The organism is Paracoccus alcaliphilus, assembly GCF_028553725.1.
Taxonomy (GTDB): domain Bacteria; phylum Pseudomonadota; class Alphaproteobacteria; order Rhodobacterales; family Rhodobacteraceae; genus Paracoccus; species Paracoccus alcaliphilus.
The window spans coordinates 270,153-290,833 of sequence record NZ_CP067126.1 but is presented as its reverse complement, the minus strand read 5'-3'; the positions used below and the strand labels follow the sequence as shown (position 1 = coordinate 290,833).

Below are 20,681 nucleotides of genomic sequence, written 5' to 3'. Positions count from 1 at the left end.
AGGCATTGTGACCCAGCCCAAGCCCCACCGGATGACCTGATGCCCGAACTGGACCTGATAGACCGCAAGATCGTCCATGAACTGATGCAGGATTCCAGCCTGTCGGTGGCGCAGATCGCCGATCGGGTCGGCCTGTCCCAGACCCCCTGCTGGAAGCGCATCCAGAAGCTGGAGGCAACCGGCGTGCTGACCGGGCGCGTCGCCATCGCCAATCCCGCCCGGATCGGCTTTGGCCTGACCGTGTTTGTGGGCATCGTCGCCCCCGATCACAGCGCCGAATGGCGGCAGCGTTTCACCGAAACCGTCAGCACCATCCCCGAGATCATGGAGGTCTATCGCATGGCCGGAGAGATGGACTATCTGCTGCGGGTCTCGGTCCGCGACATGGCCGCCTTCGATGGTCTTTACAAGCGCCTGACCGATGCGATCCCGATCAAGAACGTCACCTCTCATTTCGCGATGGAGCGGATGATCTTTACCACCGCCTATCCCATTGACACGCACAGCTTCTGAACCGCCGGGAAAGGATTTGGCCTCTGAACTCGCCTTATGGGCGGTATGGAGAATATTATTCCTTTACGGCGGTATCATTTGGCAAATCCATCCAAAATGCCGGGGTAAATGATCGGCTTCCTTTCCTTGGCTTCACCTTGCGCCGTGCTTAGTTTTCATCCAGTGCAAACCGGACGTGAACATGAGCCTCTCCATCGCCAATCTGACCCGTCGCTTCGACCAGACCGAGGTGTTGCGGGGCATCGACCTCGACATCCGGCAGGGTGAACTCGTTGCCCTGCTGGGGCCGTCGGGATCGGGCAAGACCACGCTGCTGCGGATCATCGCCGGGTTGGACTGGCCCGATGCGGGCAGCCTGACGGTGGGCGGGCAGGACTGGCTGCGCAAGACCGCGCAGGAACGCCGCACCGGCTTTGTCTTTCAGCATTACGCGCTGTTTCCGCATATGAAGGTGCGCGACAATATCGCCTTCGGCCTGACCGTCCTGCCACGGCGCGACCGTCCGTCCAGTCCAGAAATCGCCGAGAAGGTGCGGGAATTGCTGCATTTCCTGCAGATCGACACGCTGGCCGACCGCTATCCCACCGAATTGTCGGGCGGGCAGCGTCAGCGGGTGGCGCTGGGGCGGGCGCTGGCGATCTCTCCGCAGCTTCTGCTGCTGGACGAACCCTTCGGCGCGCTGGATGCGCAGGTCCGCCGCGATCTGCGCCGCTGGCTGCGCGGTGTCCACGAGGCCAGCCAGACCACCACCATCTTCGTCACCCACGATCAGGAAGAGGCGTTCGAGCTGGCCGACCGCGTGGTGGTGATGGGGGCAGGGCGGATCGAACAGATCGGCCACCCGGATGAGATCTATGACCACCCCGCTTCGGATTTCGTCGCCCGTTTCGTGGGGCTGACGGTCGAACTGCCGGTGACCATGCGGCAGGGCCGGGCCGAGGCACCGGGGCTGGATCTGGCCGCGCTGCCGCGTCGGGCGATGGCCGATGGCCCGGCGACGCTGTTCCTGCGCCCCTCGGATATTGCGGTCCAGCCCGACCCGGCAGGCCCGTTCCACGTCACCGATGTCGCCTCGACCGGCGCGCTGCTGCGTATCACCCTGCAAGGCCCCGGCGATTGCCGCCTAGAGGCCGAGGTGCCGCGCCGCACCCTCGACCGGCTGGAACTTGGCCAGACCGTCAGCCTGCGCCCCGAGGCAGGCCGCCTTTTCCCCGGCCAGCAGTCCCCCAGGACCGCCGCCGCGCCAACCCCGATTTCCGCTTTCAAGGAGCAAAGACTGTGAAAACCCGTATTCTTGCCGCCGCGCTGACGCTTGGTCTGGCCACTCAGGCATCCGCTCAGGACGCGATCCTGAACGTGTCCTATGACATCGGACGAGAGCTGTTCGCCGCCGTCAACCCGGTCTTTGCCGAGAAGTGGAAGGCCGATACCGGTCGCGACGTGACCATCGACCAGTCCCATGCCGGTTCGTCGCGGCAGGCGCGCGCCATTCTGGAAGGTCTGCCCGCCGATGTGGTGACTTTCAACCAGACCACCGACATTCAGGTGCTGGCCGATTCCGGGTTGGTGGATGAAAACTGGCGCGAAGCCTTCCCGAACAACGCCTCGCCCTATTATTCGCTGCCGTCCTTCCTTGTGCGCGAGGGCAACCCGAAGAACATCGAGGACTGGGACGATCTGGTGGCCGAAGGCGTGCAGGTGATCTTCCCCAACCCGAAAACCAGCGGCAATGCGCGCTATACCTATCTGGCGGCCTATGCCTTCGCGCTGGACGGCAATGGCGGCGATCAGGAGGCCGCGCAGGACTTCGTGCGGGCGCTATTCGCCAATGTCCCGGTCTTCGACACCGGCGGGCGTGCCTCGACGGCCACCTTTGCCGAACGCGGACTGGGCGATGTTCTGGTCACCTTCGAGGCCGAGACCGCGCAGATCGCCGCGCAATATGCCGATCAGGGTTTCCAGCAGGTGACCCCCTCGCTGAGCCTTCTGGCCGAATTCCCCGTCGCGATCGTCTCCGAGAATACCGAACGCAAAGGGACGACCGAGGTTTCAAAGGCTTATCTTGACTTCCTCTATTCCACTGAAGGTCAACGCGTTCTGGCCGAGAACGCCAACCGCGTCCATGACGAGACCGTTCAGGCCGAGTTCGCCGACAAGTTCCCCGAGCTGCGTCTGGTCACGGTCGAGGATGTCTTCGGCGGTTGGGACAAGGTCAACGAGGAACATCTGGCCGAAGGCGCAATCCTTGACAGCGTGTTCGTGAACCAATGACGGTTTCGGCCCCCCTTGCCAGCAATGTCCCGGTGCGCGCCAAGCGCGTGCTGCCGGGCTTTGGCCTGACCATGGGCGTGACGCTCAGCTATCTGGGCATCATCGTCCTGCTGCCGGTGATCGCGCTGGTGCTGAAGGGGGCCGAGATCGGGCCGCAGCGTTTCATGCAGATCATCACCGCGCCGCGCACCCTTGCGGCGCTGCAACTGACGCTGCTGGCCGCCACCATCGCCACGATCTTCAACGCGCTTTACGGCTTGCTGATGGCGTGGGTGCTGGTGCGCTATGAGTTTCCGGGCAAACGGCTGCTGGATGCGCTGATGGATGTGCCCTTCGCGCTGCCGACGGCGGTGGCCGGTCTGGCGCTGACGGCGCTGTTTGCCGCGAACGGGTGGTATGGGGCGCTGCTGACGCCGCTTGGCATCAATGTCGTCTATACGATCTGGGGCGTGGCGCTGGCCATGTCCTTCACCTCGATCCCCTTCGTGGTGCGCACGGTGCAGCCGATCCTGGAAGACATGGACCCGCAATATGAGGAGGCCGCGATCACCCTTGGCGCGACCCGCTGGACGATCTTCCGCCGCGTGGTCCTGCCTGCGATCCTGCCCGCATGGCTGGTCGGCATCACCCTGTCCTTCGCCCGTTCACTGGGAGAGTTCGGGGCGGTCGTCTTCATCGCCGGCAACCTGCCGATGAAGACCGAGATCGCCTCGCTGCTGGCCGTCATCCGGCTGGAGGAATACGACTATAACGGTGCCGCCGCGATTGCGCTGGTGCTGCTGGTGATCGCGCTGGTGCTGCTGGCGGCGTCCGGTCTGTTGCAGGCGCGGGCGCAACGGTATCAGGGGAAATCGGCATGAGGCCCGCCGCAGCCCCCGGCGCGCTGGCGCCACGCCCCGACCGCCGCGCAGCTCAAGCACTGATTGGTGCCGCCGTCGCGCTGACGCTGGTGGCGCTGGTGGTGCCGCTGGTCTATATTTTTTATCGCGCGTTCTCAGCCGGTTCACAGGCGTTCTTCAACAATATTCTGGATCCAAACACGCTGCATGCGATCATGCTGACGGCGATGGTGGCGCTGCTGACCGTGCCGTTCAACCTGATTTTCGGCGTGGCGGCGGCATGGGCGATTGCGCGTTTCCGCTTTCGCGGGCGCAGGCTGCTGCTGGTGCTGATCGAGATTCCGTTCTCGATCTCTCCGATCATCGCCGGGATCTGCTATCTGCTGCTGTATGGCCGGCAGGGGCTGATGGGGTCGTGGCTGATGGCCAATGACATCCAGATCCCGTTCGCGCTGCCGGGGATCGTGATGGTGACGATGTTCGTCACCTCGCCCTTCGTGGTGCGCGAAGTGCTGCCGCTGATGCAGGCGCAGGGGTCCGAGCAGGAACAGGCCGCCGTCACCCTTGGCGCCAGCGGCTGGCAGGTGTTCCGCCGCGTGACCCTGCCCAATATCCGGTGGGCGCTGCTTTATGGTGCGGTCTTGTGCACCGCGCGGGCGGTGGGCGAATTCGGCGGGGTCTCGGTCGTGTCGGGGTCGATCCGAGGTCAGACCAACACGCTGCCCCTTCAGATCGAGCTGCTGTTCAACGACCTCAACATCGCCGGAGCCTTTGCCGCCGCCTCGACCCTGACGGTGATCGCGCTGGTGGTGATGGTACTGAAAACCGTCATGGAATCGCAGCGCGGCTAGGGGCGCGTCATTCCTTCGTTACGTCACCGCCTTAACAGGGCGGCATCGGCATGTTGCACATGATCGACCGCGGTGAAGAGGACAGCAAGATCATTGCCGAGGCCTGGCGCGCGCAGGACAGCCAGACCCCCAGCGCCAACTGACGACAGCCGTTCCGGGCGTTGTGACATCGCCCGGTCGCCGCATTTCGGGTTGTGATCCTTCCCCTGTCTATTTATGTTATGTTATATCATAATTGGATGGTGGAAAGGAGACGACAATGACGGATGACAGGCTTCCGGTGACGGTGCTGTCCGGCTTTCTGGGGGCGGGCAAGACGACGCTGCTGAACCATCTGCTGAACAACCGCCTCGGACTGCGCATCGCGGTGATCGTCAATGATATGTCCGAGGTGAATATCGACGCCGACCTGATTGATGCGGGCAGCCGGATGAACCGGGGCACGGAAACGCTGGTCGAGATGTCGAACGGCTGCATCTGCTGCACCCTGCGCGAGGATCTTCTGGTCGAGGTGCGCAAGCTGGCCGAGGCGGGGCGCTTCGATTACCTGCTGATCGAATCCTCGGGCATATCCGAACCGCTGCCGGTGGCCGCGACCTTCGAATTCACCGATGCCGATGGTCGCAGCCTGTCGGATGTGGCGCGGCTGGACACGATGGCGACGGTGGTCGATTGCGTCAACCTGCACAGTCACTTCGGCGGGCAGGGGGGTGATGCCGGGCTGATCGGATTGCTGACCGAACAGATCGAGTTTGCCGATGTGGTGATCCTGAACAAGAGCGGCGATGCCTCTGCATCCCAGCGCGACGCGGCCCGCAAGATCATTCGCAGCCTGAACGCCGATGCCCGCCTGATCGAAACCGACTTTGCCCGCGTCTCCGCGGACCGGATCCTTGATACCGGGCTGTTCGATTTCGACCGCGCGCACAGCCATCCGATGTGGGCCAAAGAGTTGTATGACCACGCCAGCCACACCCCCGAGACCGAAGAATATGGCGTCTCGTCCTTCGTCTATCGCGCCCGCCGCCCGTTCGAGCCGCGCAAGATCCATGACCTGCTGGGCGATACACTGCCCGGTGTGATCCGCGCCAAGGGCCATTTCTGGATCGCGACGCGGCCTGACTGGGTGGCCGAATTCTCGCTGGCGGGGGCGCTGGCCAGCGTCCGGCCACTGGGGCGCTGGTGGGCGTCGATCCCGCAGGATCACTGGCCGCGCCACGACGGCGCCCGCGCCTTTCTGGACCGCAACTGGGCCGAGCCCTGGGGCGACCGGCGGCAGGAACTGGTCTTCATCGGCAGCGGCATGGACGAAGATACGCTGCGCGCCCGGCTGGATGCCTGCCTGATCCTTGATGAACAGGTGGATGATCCGCAGCAATGGGGCGGGTTGACGGACCCCTTCCCTGAATGGCGCCCCGAGGCCGCATGAGCCGCGCGGTGGAACCCCGCGCCGGGGGCAATCTGGGCGCGACCCCTCAGCCTGCCCGGCGTCGGCGTGGTTGTCCGATGGCACGTTATGACGCGCTGCCGCCGCCTCTGCGGCAATGGTTGACACAGGCGGCGCTGCCTTGGTCGCCCTCGTCCTGCCGCCGGTTGTGGCGGCAGGCACTGGCGGCGGGGGCCTCGCCCGATGAGGCGATCGAGCGGTTGAACCGCGCGGAACAGGCGGCGCTGAGGCGCGCGGTCTAGGCCCCCGCCACCGGCTGGATACGGCGCAGGCGCAGGGCGTTGGTCAGCACGAAGACGCTGGACAGCGCCATCGCTCCTGCCGCCAGCATCGGCGACAGCATCATGCCGTTCACGGGATAGAGCAGCCCCGCCGCCACCGGGATCAGCGCGGTGTTATAGCCGAAGGCCCAGAACAGGTTCTGGCGGATATTGCGCATCGTTGCCCGGCTGATCTGAAAGGCGCTGGCCACCGCGCCCAGACCGGAACCCATCAGCACCACATCCGCGCTCTCGATGGCGACATCGGTGCCGGTGCCGATGGCGATGCCGATATCGGCGCTGGCAAGGGCCGGGGCGTCGTTGATGCCGTCGCCGACAAAGGCCACCGGCCCATGCGATTGCAGGCGGCGGATCGCCTCGACCTTGCCGTCGGGCATGACATCGGCCACGACCTCTGTGATCTGCAACTGGCGGGCCACGGCGTCGGCGGTGCGCTGCCCGTCGCCGGTCAGCATCGCCACCCTGATCCCCTGCGCGTGCAGATCGGCGATGGCGGCGCGGGCGCTGTCCTTGATCGGGTCGGACACTGCGATCACCGCCGCGATCCGCCCGTCCTGCGCGGCAAACAGCGCCGTATGCCCGTCTGCCGCCAGCGCGGCGGCGCGGTCGCCAAGCGGGCCGGTCTCGATCCCCTCGCGCTCCATCAACCGGCCTGCGCCGATCAGGATGTCATGGCCATCGACCGTCGCCCGCACGCCCAGCCCGGTTAGCGACTGGAAGCCTTCGGGCGTGGCGGAGATCAGCCCCTCGGCCCTTGCGCCCTCGACCACGGCGCGGGCGATGGGATGTTCTGAACGATCCTCGACCCCCGCGATCCGGGCCAGCAGCGCGTCGCGGTCGATGCCGGGGACGGTCTCGAAACCGGTCAGCGTCGGTCGGCCCTCGGTCAGTGTGCCGGTCTTGTCCAGCGCCACGGTGACCACGCCCTGCAGCGATTGCAGCGCGTCGCCGCGACGGAACAGCACCCCCAGATCGGCGGCCCGGCCAGTGCCGACCATGATCGAGACCGGAGTCGCCAGCCCCATCGCGCAGGGGCAGGCGATGATCAGCACCGCCACCCCGGCGACCAGCGCATGGGTCAGGCGCGGCTCGGGGCCCAGGATCAGCCAGACCGCCACGGTCAGCACCGCCACCACCAGCACCGCAGGCACGAAATACATGGTGATGCGGTTGACGAGCTCCTGAATCGGCAGCCGCGCGCCCTGCGCCTCTTCGACCATGCGGATGATCTGCGACAGGACCGTATCCGCGCCGATCCGCGTGGCGCGAAAGACCAGCGCGCCATTGCCGTTCACCGTGCCGCCGGTCACTTCGGCGCCCTTGGCCTTGTCCACCGGCACCGGCTCGCCCGTAATCATGCTTTCATCTACCCATGACTGCCCCGATACCACCACCCCGTCCACGGCGATCTTTTCGCCGGGGCGGACATGGATCAAATCGCCGGTGACGATCCGGTCGATGGGAAGTTCGGTCGTGTCGCCACCCCGTTCCACCCGCGCCGTGCGCGGACGCAGGCCGACCAGCCGGGCGATGGCGGCGCCGGTGCGGCCCTTGGCGCGCGCCTCGATAAAGCGGCCCAGCAGGATCAGAACGACGATAACCGCCGCCGCCTCGTAATAGACGGCACGGCTGGATTCGGGCAGCAGACCCGGCAAAAAGGTCGCGACGACCGAGAAACCCCATGCCGCCGCCGTCCCGATGGCGACCAGAGAATTCATGTCCGGCGCGCCGCGAAACAGCGCCGGGAACCCCTTGGCATAGAAGCGCCGCCCCGGCCCGATCAGAACCAGCGTGGTCAGGACAAATTGCAGCAGCCAAGAGGTCTGCGTGCCGATGTTATGTGCGATCCAGTGATGCAGGGTAGGGATCAAATGCCCGCCCATCTCGATCACGAAAACCGGCAGGGCAAGGATCGAACCAATGACAAGATCGCGGCGTAATTCATTGATTTCACGCGTGTTCCGATCATCTGCGGGCTGATGCCCCCCGGCCTGATGGGGATGGGCGGGATAACCCGCCTGCGTCACCACCTGCGCCAGATCCGCCGCGCTGACCGTATCCAGATGGCTGACCACCGCCCGGTTCGAGGCCAGATTGACAGTCGCCGACAGCACGCCCGGACTGGCCCGCAGCGCCTTTTCCACCCGCCCCACACAAGAGGCGCAGCTCATATCCGCGATATCCAGCGTGGTCTCGGCCAGCCGCGCGGGATAGCCGCTGCGGTCCAGCACCTGCGCCACATCATCGGCGGCAATGCTGCCGTCGTGATGCAGGGTGGCGGTTTCGGTGGCCAGATTGACCTCGGCCCCGGTCACGCCCGGCATGGCCTTCAGCGCCTTTTCCACCCGGCCAACGCAAGAGGCGCAACTCATCCCCTCGATACCAAGTTGCATGGATTGGTCGGTCATGGCGGTCTCCGGTCGCTTCATCAGGTCTTGGCATCTCAGATAGGGGCTCCAGTAACGGGAGGGTAAAGGGGTCGGCGCAAAAAATCCTTGCCGAAGCTGAAAATCCTTGACCCTCCAGCGGCTGGACACCCCATCTGGGCAGAAGAAACGCAAGAGCTGAGGACGATATGAGCGACAATTCCCAAGCCACATTCACCATTGCCGACATGACCTGCGGCCATTGCGAAAAGACGCTGCGCGCGGCCTTTGCCGAGGCGATGCCGGGGGCCAAGGTCAGCATCGACCTGCCCGCCCATCGCCTGACCGTCACCGGCGATACCGCCCGCGCGCGCGAGGTCATTATCGGCGCGGGCTATACCCCGGAAGCGGCCTAGCCCCGCAGATTGCGCCAGACCACCAGCGCCGCATCGCTGAGATCGCCAAGGCGCGCCATCAGATGCTCTCGCTCGGGCAGGGCGCCGCTTTGCGGATCGGCGGCATCGAGGCGAGTCAGCAGGCGCTCGATCCGCCGGCGGTGGGTGCCGGTCAGGACCTGCAACGGATCGGCCAGCAGCCCCGCAAATGTCGTCACGACCGAGGCGATCAGCGTCAGAACCGTTCCCGTCAGCAGCAGTTGCATCCACGATTGCCGGACCGGAAAGGCGCCATACCACAGCCGGCCAAGGCCGCGACCCAGCGCGAAATCGTCGATCGCCTGATTTTGCGCCCGCATCTCGGCCACCGGCCCGGCCAGCGAAATCACCCCCGGCGTGGCCAGTTCGAACATGGAAAACCCGGCCAGCAGCACCAGCGCCGAGGTCGTCATTTCGGCCACCGCATTGCGCGTGCCAGCGTAATCGGCGACCGCCCGCGCGACCGTTTCGGGCGGGGCGGCGACCCCTGCGCCCTTGCTGTCCAGATCGGCGATAAAGCGGTTCAGGTCGGATTCCACCTGCCGGGCGATGTTCGATGTCAGAAATATCTGCCGCGCGCCCAGCCATGCCGCCGCCCGCCGCAAACGCACCAGATTGAGCAGCCCGGCGATCATCCGCACCAGCAGATACAGCGGCGACAACGCGACATTCAGCGGCGCGCGCAGCAGGTCCAGCCCCAGCGCATGGCGATGCAGCCGCAGCGATCCCAGCGGGCCGAAACGCGCCCGGACAAAGCGGCGGATCCCGGCCCGGCGCATCACCGAGACCGGATCGCGCGCCGGAGTAATCAGGGCGCCGGGAATCTGCGTCATCAGGCCCCGTTCAGATCGCGGGCACGGTCACGCAGCACGAATTTCTGCACCTTGCCGGTCGAGGTCTTGGGCAGTTCCGTGAACACCACCGATTTGGGCACCTTGAAGCCGGCCATATTGCTGCGGCAGAAATCGATGACCTCGGCCTCGGTCAGATCGGCGCCGGGTTTCAGCGTGACGAAGGCGCAGGGGGTTTCGCCCCAGCGTTCATCCGGGCGCGCCACCACCGCCGCCTCGAGGATCAGGGGGTGGCGATACAGCACGTCCTCGACCTCGACCGAAGAGATGTTCTCGCCCCCGGAAATGATGATGTCCTTGGATCGGTCCTTGATCTCGACATAGCCGTCCGGGTGCATCACCCCCAGATCGCCCGAGGCGAACCAACCGCCCCGGAATGCCTTGGCCGTCGCGCTGGGGTTTTTAATATAGCCCTTCATCACGTTGTTTCCACGCATGAAAATTTCGCCAATGGTCTGGCCGTCGGCGGGCACGGGATCGAGGGTATCGGGGTCGGCCACCATCAACCCCTCCAGCGCCAGATAGCGCACGCCCTGCCGCGATTTCAGCCGGGCGCGTTCGTCGCCGGTGATTCCGTCCCATTTCGGCTGCCACGCGCTGACGACCGAGGGGCCATAGGTCTCGGTCAACCCGTAAACCTGCGTTACCTCGACGCCCATCGCCTCCATATTGCCGATCACGGCGGCGGGGGGCGGGGCGCCTGCGGTCATCACCTTCACCTCGTGGGTAAAGTCCTTCAATTCGTCGGGCGCATTGACCAGCATGTTCAGCACCACCGGGGCGCCGCAGAAATGGGTCACCTTTTCATCGCGGATCAGCTGGAAGATCGGCTCGGCCCGGACGGCGCGCAGGCAGACGCACAGTCCCGCATTGGCGGCAATCGTCCAGGGAAAGCACCAGCCGTTGCAGTGAAACATCGGCAGCGTCCACAGATAGCGCGCGTGATGCGGCATCCCCCAGGTCAGGATATTACCCAGGGCGTTCAGCGCCGCGCCGCGATGGTGATAGACGACGCCCTTGGGATCACCCGTCGTGCCCGAGGTATAGTTCAGGCTGATCGCGTCCCATTCATCACCGGGCAGCGACCACTCAAAAGCCGCATCGCCCTCGGCCACCAGCTCGTCATAGGTCACCCGCCCGACGCGCGGCGCATCGGGCAGGGCGGGGTCGAGAATATCGACCACCAGCATGTCGGGGCGATGCGCGATCCTGATCGCCCGTTCCGCCATCTCGGCGAATTCGGGATCGACGATCAGCACCCTGGCCTCGGCATGGTTCAGGATGAAAGCCACGGTTTCGGCATCCAGCCGGGTGTTGATCGTATTCAGCACCGCCTGCGCCATCGGCACGGCGAAATGCAGCTCGAACATCTCGGGGATATTGGCGGCGATGACCGAGACGGTATCGCCCTTGCCGATCCCGCGACGGCTCAGGGCCGAGGCGATGGCGCGGCAGCGATCATAGGTTTCGGCCCAGTCGCGCCGCACATCGCCGTAAACCACCGCGGGCAGGTCGGGATAGACCGCGGCCGTGCGCGCGATGAAGGACAGGGGCGACAGCTGCACGAAATTTGCGGCGTTCTGATCCAGCCCGATGTCATAGATGTTTGCCCCGGCGCTCATTGCCATACCTCCGGCTCCGCTGTTTCGCTGTGGCGTCAGGATGGCCACGACAGCGGGCGAAGGTCAATCCGGCTTGCCCGTGCTGCGATGCCGCCCGATGGGCAGCATCATCGGACGGTCCGAGACCGGATCGGTGATGATCCGGCTGTCCAGCCCGAAGACATGGCGGATATTGGCCTCGGTCAGCACCGTTTCCGGGGTGCCGCTGACATGCAGCCTGCCATCGGCCATCGCGACCAGAAAATCGGCATAGCGGGCGGCAAGGTTCAGGTCATGCAGCACCATGACGATGGTGGTGCCGCGCGAACGGTTCAGGTCGGTCAGCAGGTCCAGCACCTCGACCTGATGGCTGATGTCCAGAAATGTCGTCGGCTCGTCCAGCAGCAACAGATCGGTCTGCTGGGCCAGCGCCATCGCGATCCAGACCCGCTGGCGCTGACCGCCCGACAGCTCGTCCACCGGACGTTCGGCCAGCGCGGTGGTGCGGGTGGCCTCCAGCGCGGCGGCGACGGCCTCGTCATCCTTGCGGCTCCAGCGCGACAGCATGCCGTGATGGGGGTGGCGGCCCCGGCTGACCAGATCGGCGACAGTGATGCCTTCGGGGGCGACGGGCGATTGCGGCAACAGCCCCAGTACCTGCGCCAGCCGCCGTGGCGGGGTGCGGTGGATCGACCTGCCATCCAGCAGCACCTGCCCCCGGCGCGGCGACAGCAACCGCGACAGGCTGCGCAGCAAGGTCGATTTACCGCAGGCATTCGCGCCGACAATGGCGGTGATCCGGCCCGGTGGCACTGTCAGATCCAGCCCGTTCAGGACCGCGCGGTCGCCATAGCCCGCCGACAGATCGCTGGCGGTCAGGATATGGGCGGGCAGGGAGCGGGTGTTCATCACAGGCCTCGGTTGCGATTGCTGCGGATCAGCAGGAAAATCAGATAGGGCGCCCCCAGCGCGCCGGTCACCACCCCCACGGGATAGCGCCCGGGCAACAGGAACTGCCCCACATAGTCGCCCAGCAGCACCAGCACCGCGCCGACCAGCGCCGCAGGCAGCAGCAGCGATCCGTCGCGCCCCAGCAGCCGCGCGGCGATGGGACCGGACAGGAAGGCGACAAAGGCGATGGGTCCGGTCACGGCGGTCGCCACCGCGATCATGCCGACGGCGGCGACAATGACCACGATCCGCAGCCGCCCGACCCGCACCCCCAGCGCGGCGGCCATGTCATCGCCCAGCCGCAGCGCCTCCAGATCGCGGGCGCGGGCCAGCAGCAGCAGGCCCAGAACCCCCAGCGACAGCAGCAGCGGCAGCGCCTGATCCAGCCTTGCGCCGTTCAGGCTGCCGGTCAGCCAGCGCATGGCCTCTTGCAGGTCCCAGGCGGGGGCGCGCGACAGGATATAGGAAATCACGCTGTCCAGCATCGACGACACCGCGATGCCGACAAGGATCAGCCGCGCCCCGGCCACCCCGTTACGAAAGGCCAGCCCATAGATCGCCAGCGCCACGCCCAGTCCCGCCAGAACCCCAAAGACCGATACCAGCGGACCATCCAGAGACAGCACGACAATGGCAAAGACCGCCGCCGCGCTGGCGCCGGAACTGATGCCGATGATGTCGGGACTGGCCAGCGGGTTGCGCAGCATGATCTGGAAGGCCGCGCCCGCCATGCCGAAACCCGCGCCCGCCAGCAGCGCCAGCACCGCGCGCGGCAGGCGCAGCTGGCCGACGGTAAAGCTGGCGCCCTCGACCGGCTGGCCCAGCAGCACGCGGATCACATCGCCGGGCGGGGTCAGGCTTTGCCCCAGCATCAGCGTCAGCGCAAAGCCCGCCGCCAGAATGGCCAGCAGCAGCCCGATCAGCCGATGCCGCCGCCGCAGGCGGTGGCGGCGGCTGGCGGCGATGGCCCCGGCGGTGATATGGGTCGCGCTTGTCACAGTTCCCGCACCCTTTGACGGCGGACGATCCAGATGAAGAACGGCGCGCCGATGATGGCGGTGACGATGCCCACGTCCAGCTCGGCCGGGCGGGCGGCAATGCGGCCCAGAATATCGGCGGCCAGCAGCAGGCAGGCCCCGGCAAGACCCGAGAAGGGCAGCAGCCAGCGGTGATCGACCCCCACCAGCAGCCGGCACATATGCGGCACGACCAGCCCGACAAAGCCGATCGGCCCGCAGACCGCCGTGGTCGCACCACATAACAGGATCGCCCCCAGCGCCGCCATGGCGCGGGCAAGGGCCACGCGCTCTCCCAGACCGGCGGCCAGTTCATCCCCCAGCGCCAGCGAGTTCAGCCGCCGCGCCGACAGCAGCGCCAGCGCAAACCCCGCCGCCAGAAACGGCAGCACATGAGAGATGGCGTCGAAGGTCGCCCCGCCGACGCCGCCGATCTGCCACGAGCGCACGCCGCCCGCGATATCGCTGCGCGGCAGCACCACCGCGATCACCAGCGACGAGAACGCCACCGAGGTCGCCGCTCCGGCCAGCGTCAGCTTCAGCGGCGTCGCCCGTTCGCGCCCCAGCGAGGCGATGGTATAGACAAAGACCGCCGACAGCCCCGCGCCCAGAACCGCCGTCCAGACATAGGCCTGCGCGGAGGAGATACCGAACCACACGATCCCCACCACCACCGCCAGCGAGGCCCCCATATTCACCCCAAGGATGCCCGGATCGGCCAGCGGATTGCGCGTCACACCCTGCATCACCGCGCCCGCCAGTCCCAGACCCGCCCCCGCCAGCATCGCCAGGGCGGTGCGCGGAATGCGGGTCGCGACCGCCGCCTGCCCGATACTGTCGCGCGCGCCAGCAAGTCCCGCGATCACATCCTGCCAGCCGACCGGACGCGCGCCGATCCGGACGGACAGCATGCACAGCAGCGCCAGACCGGCGACCAGCGCGGCCAGCCACAGCGGCCTGAACCGGCCCGAACCTGCTGCGTGGCGCAGGCTCATTCGCTGTTGTTGGCCGCGCGGGCCAGCAGGGCGACGTAGTCCTTCAGCACCCATGAAATCGCCAGCGGGGTCGGATTGGCGGCGGTGCCAAGCGGGTCGCGGCCCAGCATCACGATGGCGTCGTTCTGAACGGCGGGCATATGCGACATCAGCGGATCGGCCTGCATCGCCTGCAACAGACTGTCCGAGCCATAGGTGACGACGATATCCACATCGTCGAAGGCGTCGATCCTCTCGGCGCTGATCTGGCCCGAGAACTGCCCGCCATCCGAGGCGTCCAGCACGCTTTGCGGCGCCTTCAGCCCCAGATCGGCAAAGAATTTCACCCGCGTGTCATGGACGGTATAGAAGCTGACGGTGCTGAGATTGGTCGTGTCCAGATGGGTGACGAACATCGCCGTGCGGCCCTGCAAGGCGGGATGGGCGGCGGTGGCCTCGTCGATTTCGGCCTCGATCCGGTCGATCAGCGCCTCGCCCTCGGCCTGCATCCCCAGCCCGGCACTGTTCAGGCGGATCATCTGCCGCCAGTCGGTCGCCCATGCCGCATCGGGATAGGCCACCACCGGCGCGATCTGGCTGAGCGTTTCGTAATCCGCCCGGCTGAGACCGGAATAGGCCGCAAGGATCACATCGGGCCGGGTCGCCGCGACCGCCTCGAAATCGATGCCGTCGCCCTCGTCGAACAGGGCAGGGGGTTCGGCCCCCAGTTCCTGCAGCCGCGCGGCCACCCAGGGCAGCAGCCCGTCGCCATCGTCATCGCCGAAATTCGCGGCGGCAAAGCCGACCGGAACCACGCCAAGCGCCAGCGGCACCTCGTGATTGGCCCATGACACCGTCGCCACCCGTTCCGGTCTGGCCGGAATGACGGTGGTGCCAAGCGCATGTTCGACGGTGACGGGAAAGCCGGGCTCCTGAGCCATGGCGGCGCAGGCGGCCAGCGCGGCGGCACCGAAGGCAAGGGCGGCGAGGGGACGGACAGACAGCAGCATCGGACGGGTTCTCCATGTCGCTTTTGGCGCGGCTTTCCAGTTTCGCCCCTTGGCGTCAACCCTGCAGGGCAGGTCCGGGGCAGGGGGACGATCAAGTTTCCGCGCTATCCGACAAAAACCGTAGGATTCTTCAATACAATCCCCGCCCGGCAGGCTAGGAGGCGCGTCAAAGGACGCCGGCCACCGATGCCGCCTTACGCGACATGTCAACCTTGTGGAACCCGATTCATGTTCAGGGAAAGAAAACGCGGCCGGGTCGGCCTTCATGCCGTCCTGCTGGGATGCTCGGCCCTGGTGGCCGTCGTGCCGACCGGCCTGATGGCGCAGCAGGACACCACCATGCTGTCGCCCATCATGGTCGAGGGCATCGCCGGCGATGACGACCGCCGCAGCATCGTCGCGACCCGCAGCACCGCGGGCAGCAAGATGGAGGCCGATATTCTGGATATCCCGGCTTCGGTCTCGGTCATCACCTCGCGGGAAATCCAGCGCCGCGGCGCCGACACGGTCGAGCAGGTGCTGCAATACAGCGCCGGGGTGGTCACCGACATGTATGGTTCGGACGACCGTTTCGACATCTTCAAGGTCCGTGGTCTGGATGCCTATACCTATCGCGACGGGCTGACCCTTGGCCGCGCCTTCGGATCGGTGCGCGAAGAGGCCTATGCCTTTGAGCGGGTCGAGGTGCTCCGGGGCGCGAACTCGACCGCCTTCGGCATCTCGGACCCCGGCGGCATGGTCAATTACGTCACCAAGCGCCCCCGCGACGAACGCTTTGGAGAGGTCTATGCGACCGGCGGATCGTTCAACCGGGCCGAGGTCGGCTTTGATTTCGGCGACCGGCTGAACAGCGACGGCTCGCTGACATGGCGCCTGACCGGCAAGCTGCGCGATGCGGATGGCGAATATGACCATTCCCGCGACGACCAGAAATTCCTGATGGGCGGCCTGACATGGCGTCCCGACGATGCCACCAGTCTGACCCTCGTCGTCGATCATCTGGACAGCGACGGCGTACCCACCAGCGGCGGCCATCCGATGGGTCTGGATTTCGACCGCGAAACCTTCTTCGGAGAGCCGGATTTCTTCTATCGCTCGGTCGAACGCAGCACCGCCAGCCTGATGTTCGAACATGATTTCGGCGGCGGGCTCAGCTTCAGTTCGAACGCGCGTTACAGCGATGCCGATACCGGGCAGGGCTATGCCTATATCTCGGCCACGCCCACCGACGGCTCGACGCTGGCAAAGCGCAGCTTCATCCGCAACAGCGGCTGGGCCCGGGCCTTCATTGCCGATGCGCGGCTGCAATATGACACGCAGTTTCAGGGCATCGCCAGCCGGACGCTGATCGGCATCGAATATCGCGACGCAAGGTCGGAATCCGAAAGCTTCTATGGCGCCAGCTCGGCAGGTGTCGGCGAGGGGATCGACTGGACCAACCCGATCTATACCGGCGCGCCGGATGACATTCCGCAAACCGGCCATTCCCGCAGCGATCAGGAAACGAAATCCGTCTATGTCCAGCAGGAACTGACCTTCGAGCGGCTGATCGCCTCGGCCGGGATCAGGCATGACTGGATCGACACCACTCAGACGAACCTGATGGCGGGCACCGCCGACAGTGGTGATGTCAGCGAAACCACCGGCCGTTTCGCCCTGACCTACAAGATCACGCCCGAGATTTCGGCCTTTGCCAGCTATGCCGAGTCGGTGGTGCCCGCCGCGCTGACCGTCGAGCCCGAGCGTGGCAAGCAATATGAGCTTGGCGTCAAATACCAGCCCGCCGGTTCGAACACGCTGCTGACGGCGGCAATCTATGATCTGACCAAACACAACATCACCCGCACCAATCCGCAGACCCAATTGCCCGAAACGATTGGCGAGGTTCGGGTGCGTGGTCTGGATATCGAAGCGAAAGCGGAACTGGCTGACAATATCAGCCTGACGGCGGCCTATGCCTATATGGACAGCGAGGTCGTCGAAAGCGGCACCACCGACATCAATGGCAATCGCCTGTCGCTGGTCCCGAAACATGTCGCCTCGGTCTGGGTGGATTACACGCTGGCGGGCAACGGCATGCGCGGCGACATGACCTTTGGTCTGGGCGCGCGCTTCAACGGCCAGCTTTACGCCGAGGACGCCAACAACTTCTCGATCGGCGGCAATACGATCTTCGACGCCGCCTACAGCTATCAGGTCAACGACAATACCCAGCTGTCGCTGAATGTCAGCAACCTGTTTGATCGGGAATATGTGGCCTATACCGGCTGGGGCGCGGATTTCTATAACCCCGGTCGCGAGGTTTCCGCCACCCTGCGCCGGACGTGGTGATCGCCGGTCCCGCGCCCCGACGGGTCACGCCAGCAGCCGCGCACGCCGCCACGCGGCTGGGGTTTCGCCAGTGATCTGACGGAAGGTTCGGGTCAGATGCGCCTGATCGGAAAATCCCAGCTGGGCGGCAATGTCGGCCAGCGACAGATCGCCCTCGACCAGCAGGGTCTGGACCCTCTCGATCCGCTGGCCCAGCTGCCATTGCAGGGGCGTCTTGCCCGTCGTCTTCTTGAAGGCATGGGCAAACCAGCTTTCCGACAACCCCACCGTCCGGGCCATTTCGGCCACGCTTAACCTGCGGTCGTTGCGGCTGGCCAGCCGGGCATCCAGCCGCTTCATCTGCGCCGCCGTCAGCCCGCCCTGACAATGGTCGGGGTTTCGGTCCGGGATCTCCAGCAGGCCCGAGGCAATGCTGCCCACCAGGTTTTCGGCAAAGACCGCATGGCGCGCGGGTGCCACCACCTCGTTGACCAGCAACCCGGCAAGGGTCTCGATGGGATCCACATCCTCGATCTCGACGGGACGGCGCAGGGCGGTCAGCGCCGCCGATCTGCCCACCGAAGGCGACAGAAAGCGCAGCAACCGGTCCTGATGGATATGCAGATCCAGATGCGAGAAACGGTGCCGCAGATGGGTCCGCGTCCACAGCGGCACCCCCGCCGGAACATAGATCGCCCGCGTCATCGGCCGACAGTCCCGGCCGATCCCGTCGCTGCGGTTCGACATGCGGATATGCGACGAAACATCGTTGAAAAACAGCATGATACGAGGGTCAGGTGACAGGTAATAGCCGGTCGCACCGGTATCCGCCTGCGCCTCCCAGAACACGCTGACCAGACCGTCCAGCCCGCGCCACTGAACCGGCGCTGTCCGCTGGATTCCCTCGGTATAGCACGTCATCGAATGCCGATAACTCATGGTTGCAAGCCCCATTTGTCGGTTGGATGCGTGATTGCATACCTGCCCGACGCTATCCGCGCGGCTACAAGCCTGCGCCGTCAGGTTCTGGGGAGCGATCCACGACGACGGATATTGCGTGATCCGCCGGTGATTTGCAATCCTGATGCGGATGGCTTCCGCCGCCGCGCAGAAATGCCATAGCCGCCGCCACAAAGGCGCAGGCCGCAAGCAGTGCTTGCAGATGATGCAAACCCGGCGTAACCGAAGGGGATCATTTTGCGAATCCCGACATGGCAGCCCCAGCACAACGGCCACTTCTTGGCATTCTTTTGAAATGCGGCAGCGTCACCGTGTTCACGGCAATGGCGGCGCTGGTCAAGGTGACCTCGGATGGCGGGCTGGGCGTGCCGCCGGGGCAGCAGGTGTTTTTCCGCTCGTTCTTTGCGCTGCCTGTGATCCTGCTGTGGCTGGCCGCGCGGGGTCAGCTGCGCGTCGGGCTGAAGACCCATCGCCCGATGGGCCATTTCTATCGCGGCATCGTTGGCACCACATCCATGGCGCTGGGTTTCTGGGCACTGGCGCTGCTGCCATTCCCCGAGGTGACCGCCATCGGCTATGCCGCGCCGCTGCTGGTGGTGATCTTCGCAGCGATGTTTCTGGGCGAGGATGTGCGCATCTTTCGCCTCGGCATGGTCGGGCTGGGGCTGACCGGCGTGCTGATCGTGCTGTCGCCGCAACTGGGGACCTCTGGCGCGCAAGACCCGCTGCGCACCCTTGGCGCGATCCTGGCGCTTGGCGCGGCCTGCTGCGCGGCGCTGGCACAGATATTCGTGCGCAAGCTGGTGCAGGAAGAGAGGATCTCGGCCATCGTCTTCTGGTTCTCGGTCACATCAACGGTTCTGGGGCTGGCAACGCTGCCATTCGGCTGGGTGCTGCCCGACCCGCAAACGGCGGCGCTGCTGGTGATGACCGGATTTCTGGGCGGGCTGGGACAGATCCTGCTGACCTCGGCCTATCGCTTTGCCGATGCCTCGCTGGTGGCGCCGTTCGAATATTCCTCGATGGTTCTCGCGCTGCTGATCGGCTGGTTCATCTTCGGCGAAGCCCCCACCAGAGTGGTCGTGACCGGCGCGACACTGGTGATCCTTGCCGGTATCCTGATCATATGGCGCGAACGGCAGTTGGGGATCGAACGCACCCGCCAACGCAAGGCCATGACGCCGCAAGGGTGACGGCAGACAAGAATATTCCATAATCTTAGTTATTTGCGATAATCAACCAGCAAGCGATCTCATATCGAACAACTGAAATAATGGCCATTCGGGTGAACCGACGGCCAAAAAGAAGCCATTTCGTCCGTTTCGGCGACCATTGGTTGGCCAAATGTTTGCCATTGGACCGTCGACCTGATCGACGTTGATATATTTCAAGAACTTACAAGCAAGGCCGACTTCTCGCTCTCCCCTACCAACCGGAGGCCGAGGCCAGTGCGAAACTCGAGCCGCCCGATTGACGCAGTGGGAACATTTCAGCAACACTTCAGGCACTGACCAGCGATAGCCTCGTAGCACTGGCTGGCCAGCTACAATGTCGTCGCTGCTGCGTCGGAGAATCTTTTGTTCCCTGAACGGCAGTTTATGCTGAAAGATCCGCTGAAGATGCTATCCCGCTCTATCGACTCACTCGCTCCGGCTGCCGAGCAGTTGCCGCCATCCCTTCACGGCTACTCAAAGGTCACAACAGCCCGTGCATCGATCGTCGAAACGCATTTCGGGCGCATTCTCGCCTTGCTTTGCGCATTCTCGCCTTGCTCCAATGATCTCGCACACGCGATCGTCCTTGAGGCCTGGCAGCCCTGCCTTTCCATGCAAGGGTTTCCTGCGCTTTGGGGAGTTCTGATGAATGATCCCCGCCTCGGGCGCCGCCCTGTGTTGACACCGCGACTGCTGGTGATTGACCGATCTGCTGGCTGGGCCCGCAGCTTGCAGGGCTTGATCCGTCTGGGTCTGTTGGATGTCACCGAGAACTGACCCGGCATTTTCACC

At 65.3% G+C, this 20,681-nt stretch carries 20 protein-coding genes; 12 read left to right on the top strand and 8 right to left on the bottom strand.

What is annotated here, in order from left to right; translation table 11 throughout:
• Positions 1 to 39: 39 nt before the first annotated feature.
• The 8 genes from JHW40_RS21725 (at position 40) to JHW40_RS24345 (ending at position 6,163) form a co-directional block, all read left to right on the top strand.
• Positions 40 to 513 (top strand): Lrp/AsnC family transcriptional regulator, encoded by a 474-nt coding sequence (locus tag JHW40_RS21725; RefSeq protein WP_090613349.1) that lies wholly within the window; start codon positions 40 to 42, stop codon positions 511 to 513.
• Positions 514 to 694: 181 nt separating this feature from the next.
• Complete coding sequence (locus JHW40_RS21720; RefSeq protein ID WP_090613350.1) at positions 695 to 1,795, top strand: sulfate/molybdate ABC transporter ATP-binding protein; 1,101 nt, start codon at positions 695 to 697, stop codon at positions 1,793 to 1,795.
• Positions 1,792 to 2,784: a sulfate ABC transporter substrate-binding protein gene (locus tag JHW40_RS21715; RefSeq protein WP_090613353.1), complete on the top strand. Its 993-nt coding sequence runs from the start codon at positions 1,792 to 1,794 to the stop codon at positions 2,782 to 2,784. Before JHW40_RS21720 ends, JHW40_RS21715 begins: the two co-directional genes overlap by 4 nt.
• Complete coding sequence (gene cysT, locus JHW40_RS21710; RefSeq protein ID WP_090613354.1) at positions 2,781 to 3,644, top strand: sulfate ABC transporter permease subunit CysT; 864 nt, start codon at positions 2,781 to 2,783, stop codon at positions 3,642 to 3,644. Before JHW40_RS21715 ends, cysT begins: the two co-directional genes overlap by 4 nt.
• Positions 3,641 to 4,474 carry a sulfate ABC transporter permease subunit CysW gene (cysW, locus tag JHW40_RS21705; protein WP_090613357.1) on the top strand — a complete coding sequence of 278 codons (834 nt, stop codon included), beginning with the start codon at positions 3,641 to 3,643 and terminating at the stop codon, positions 4,472 to 4,474. Before cysT ends, cysW begins: the two co-directional genes overlap by 4 nt.
• A 50-nt stretch (positions 4,475 to 4,524) precedes the next feature.
• Positions 4,525 to 4,617, top strand: a complete 93-nt coding sequence (locus tag JHW40_RS21700; RefSeq protein WP_139208173.1) for an inorganic diphosphatase — start codon at positions 4,525 to 4,527, stop codon at positions 4,615 to 4,617.
• Between the two features lie 116 nt (positions 4,618 to 4,733).
• The gene (locus tag JHW40_RS21695) at positions 4,734 to 5,903 is read left to right on the top strand and encodes a GTP-binding protein (RefSeq protein WP_090613359.1); all 1,170 of its coding nucleotides are present in this window, start codon (positions 4,734 to 4,736) and stop codon (positions 5,901 to 5,903) included.
• The gene (locus tag JHW40_RS24345) at positions 5,882 to 6,163 is read left to right on the top strand and encodes a DUF6525 family protein (protein WP_473094006.1); all 282 of its coding nucleotides are present in this window, start codon (positions 5,882 to 5,884) and stop codon (positions 6,161 to 6,163) included. The genes JHW40_RS21695 and JHW40_RS24345 overlap by 22 nt, the downstream gene beginning before the upstream one ends.
• Here JHW40_RS24345 and JHW40_RS21685 read toward each other — a convergent pair.
• Positions 6,160 to 8,610: a heavy metal translocating P-type ATPase gene (locus JHW40_RS21685; protein ID WP_170851841.1), complete on the bottom strand. Its 2,451-nt coding sequence runs from the start codon at positions 8,608 to 8,610 to the stop codon at positions 6,160 to 6,162. The two genes, JHW40_RS24345 and JHW40_RS21685, sit on opposite strands and share 4 nt — an antisense overlap.
• Before the next feature lie 167 nt (positions 8,611 to 8,777).
• Between JHW40_RS21685 and JHW40_RS21680 the strand changes: the two genes are divergently transcribed.
• Positions 8,778 to 8,984, top strand: coding sequence for a heavy-metal-associated domain-containing protein (locus JHW40_RS21680; RefSeq protein WP_090613363.1), 207 nt, complete (start codon positions 8,778 to 8,780; stop codon positions 8,982 to 8,984).
• On the opposite strand, the gene JHW40_RS21675 is transcribed toward JHW40_RS21680, so the two are convergent.
• The 6 genes from JHW40_RS21675 to JHW40_RS21650 form a co-directional block, all read right to left on the bottom strand.
• The gene (locus JHW40_RS21675) at positions 8,981 to 9,835 is read right to left on the bottom strand and encodes a DUF6635 family protein (protein ID WP_244519237.1); all 855 of its coding nucleotides are present in this window, start codon (positions 9,833 to 9,835) and stop codon (positions 8,981 to 8,983) included. The two genes, JHW40_RS21680 and JHW40_RS21675, sit on opposite strands and share 4 nt — an antisense overlap.
• Positions 9,835 to 11,475: an acyl-CoA synthetase gene (locus tag JHW40_RS21670; protein WP_090613365.1), complete on the bottom strand. Its 1,641-nt coding sequence runs from the start codon at positions 11,473 to 11,475 to the stop codon at positions 9,835 to 9,837. The genes JHW40_RS21675 and JHW40_RS21670 overlap by 1 nt, the downstream gene beginning before the upstream one ends.
• 63 nt (positions 11,476 to 11,538) lie before the next feature.
• Positions 11,539 to 12,363: an ABC transporter ATP-binding protein gene (locus JHW40_RS21665; protein WP_170851842.1), complete on the bottom strand. Its 825-nt coding sequence runs from the start codon at positions 12,361 to 12,363 to the stop codon at positions 11,539 to 11,541.
• Positions 12,363 to 13,403 (bottom strand): FecCD family ABC transporter permease, encoded by a 1,041-nt coding sequence (locus JHW40_RS21660; RefSeq protein ID WP_090613368.1) that lies wholly within the window; start codon positions 13,401 to 13,403, stop codon positions 12,363 to 12,365. Before JHW40_RS21660 ends, JHW40_RS21665 begins: the two co-directional genes overlap by 1 nt.
• Positions 13,400 to 14,416 (bottom strand): FecCD family ABC transporter permease, encoded by a 1,017-nt coding sequence (locus JHW40_RS21655; protein ID WP_170851843.1) that lies wholly within the window; start codon positions 14,414 to 14,416, stop codon positions 13,400 to 13,402. The genes JHW40_RS21660 and JHW40_RS21655 overlap by 4 nt, the downstream gene beginning before the upstream one ends.
• Positions 14,413 to 15,405: an iron-siderophore ABC transporter substrate-binding protein gene (locus JHW40_RS21650; protein WP_090613372.1), complete on the bottom strand. Its 993-nt coding sequence runs from the start codon at positions 15,403 to 15,405 to the stop codon at positions 14,413 to 14,415. Before JHW40_RS21650 ends, JHW40_RS21655 begins: the two co-directional genes overlap by 4 nt.
• 228 nt (positions 15,406 to 15,633) lie before the next feature.
• Between JHW40_RS21650 and JHW40_RS21645 the strand changes: the two genes are divergently transcribed.
• Positions 15,634 to 17,736: a TonB-dependent siderophore receptor gene (locus JHW40_RS21645; protein WP_090613374.1), complete on the top strand. Its 2,103-nt coding sequence runs from the start codon at positions 15,634 to 15,636 to the stop codon at positions 17,734 to 17,736.
• Positions 17,737 to 17,760: 24 nt separating this feature from the next.
• Here the strand turns inward: JHW40_RS21645 and JHW40_RS21640 are convergent, their stop codons facing one another.
• Positions 17,761 to 18,654 (bottom strand): helix-turn-helix domain-containing protein, encoded by an 894-nt coding sequence (locus tag JHW40_RS21640; protein WP_211657318.1) that lies wholly within the window; start codon positions 18,652 to 18,654, stop codon positions 17,761 to 17,763.
• A gap of 272 nt (positions 18,655 to 18,926) precedes the next feature.
• Between JHW40_RS21640 and JHW40_RS21635 the strand changes: the two genes are divergently transcribed.
• Together JHW40_RS21635 and JHW40_RS21630 are read left to right on the top strand one after the other, a co-directional pair.
• Positions 18,927 to 19,868: a DMT family transporter gene (locus tag JHW40_RS21635; RefSeq protein ID WP_090613376.1), complete on the top strand. Its 942-nt coding sequence runs from the start codon at positions 18,927 to 18,929 to the stop codon at positions 19,866 to 19,868.
• Positions 19,869 to 20,273: 405 nt separating this feature from the next.
• Positions 20,274 to 20,666 (top strand): DUF6634 family protein, encoded by a 393-nt coding sequence (locus tag JHW40_RS21630; RefSeq protein WP_272849124.1) that lies wholly within the window; start codon positions 20,274 to 20,276, stop codon positions 20,664 to 20,666.
• Positions 20,667 to 20,681: the final 15 nt, after the last annotated feature.

Coding starts and splice junctions, on each gene's coding strand:
- JHW40_RS21670 (WP_090613365.1), bottom strand. CDS start 11,475: ATGAGCGCCGGGGCAAACATCTATGACATCGGGCTGGATCAGAACGCC.
- JHW40_RS21685 (WP_170851841.1), bottom strand. CDS start 8,610: ATGACCGACCAATCCATGCAACTTGGTATCGAGGGGATGAGTTGCGCC.
- JHW40_RS21630 (WP_272849124.1), top strand. CDS start 20,274: ATGCTGAAAGATCCGCTGAAGATGCTATCCCGCTCTATCGACTCACTC.
- JHW40_RS21650 (WP_090613372.1), bottom strand. CDS start 15,405: ATGCTGCTGTCTGTCCGTCCCCTCGCCGCCCTTGCCTTCGGTGCCGCC.
- JHW40_RS21675 (WP_244519237.1), bottom strand. CDS start 9,835: ATGACGCAGATTCCCGGCGCCCTGATTACTCCGGCGCGCGATCCGGTC.
- JHW40_RS21700 (WP_139208173.1), top strand. CDS start 4,525: ATGTTGCACATGATCGACCGCGGTGAAGAGGACAGCAAGATCATTGCC.
- JHW40_RS21640 (WP_211657318.1), bottom strand. CDS start 18,654: ATGAGTTATCGGCATTCGATGACGTGCTATACCGAGGGAATCCAGCGG.
- cysW (WP_090613357.1), top strand. CDS start 3,641: ATGAGGCCCGCCGCAGCCCCCGGCGCGCTGGCGCCACGCCCCGACCGC.
- JHW40_RS21635 (WP_090613376.1), top strand. CDS start 18,927: ATGGCAGCCCCAGCACAACGGCCACTTCTTGGCATTCTTTTGAAATGC.
- JHW40_RS21655 (WP_170851843.1), bottom strand. CDS start 14,416: ATGAGCCTGCGCCACGCAGCAGGTTCGGGCCGGTTCAGGCCGCTGTGG.
- JHW40_RS21645 (WP_090613374.1), top strand. CDS start 15,634: ATGTTCAGGGAAAGAAAACGCGGCCGGGTCGGCCTTCATGCCGTCCTG.
- cysT (WP_090613354.1), top strand. CDS start 2,781: ATGACGGTTTCGGCCCCCCTTGCCAGCAATGTCCCGGTGCGCGCCAAG.
- JHW40_RS24345 (WP_473094006.1), top strand. CDS start 5,882: ATGGCGCCCCGAGGCCGCATGAGCCGCGCGGTGGAACCCCGCGCCGGG.
- JHW40_RS21695 (WP_090613359.1), top strand. CDS start 4,734: ATGACGGATGACAGGCTTCCGGTGACGGTGCTGTCCGGCTTTCTGGGG.
- JHW40_RS21725 (WP_090613349.1), top strand. CDS start 40: ATGCCCGAACTGGACCTGATAGACCGCAAGATCGTCCATGAACTGATG.
- JHW40_RS21665 (WP_170851842.1), bottom strand. CDS start 12,363: ATGAACACCCGCTCCCTGCCCGCCCATATCCTGACCGCCAGCGATCTG.
- JHW40_RS21720 (WP_090613350.1), top strand. CDS start 695: ATGAGCCTCTCCATCGCCAATCTGACCCGTCGCTTCGACCAGACCGAG.
- JHW40_RS21680 (WP_090613363.1), top strand. CDS start 8,778: ATGAGCGACAATTCCCAAGCCACATTCACCATTGCCGACATGACCTGC.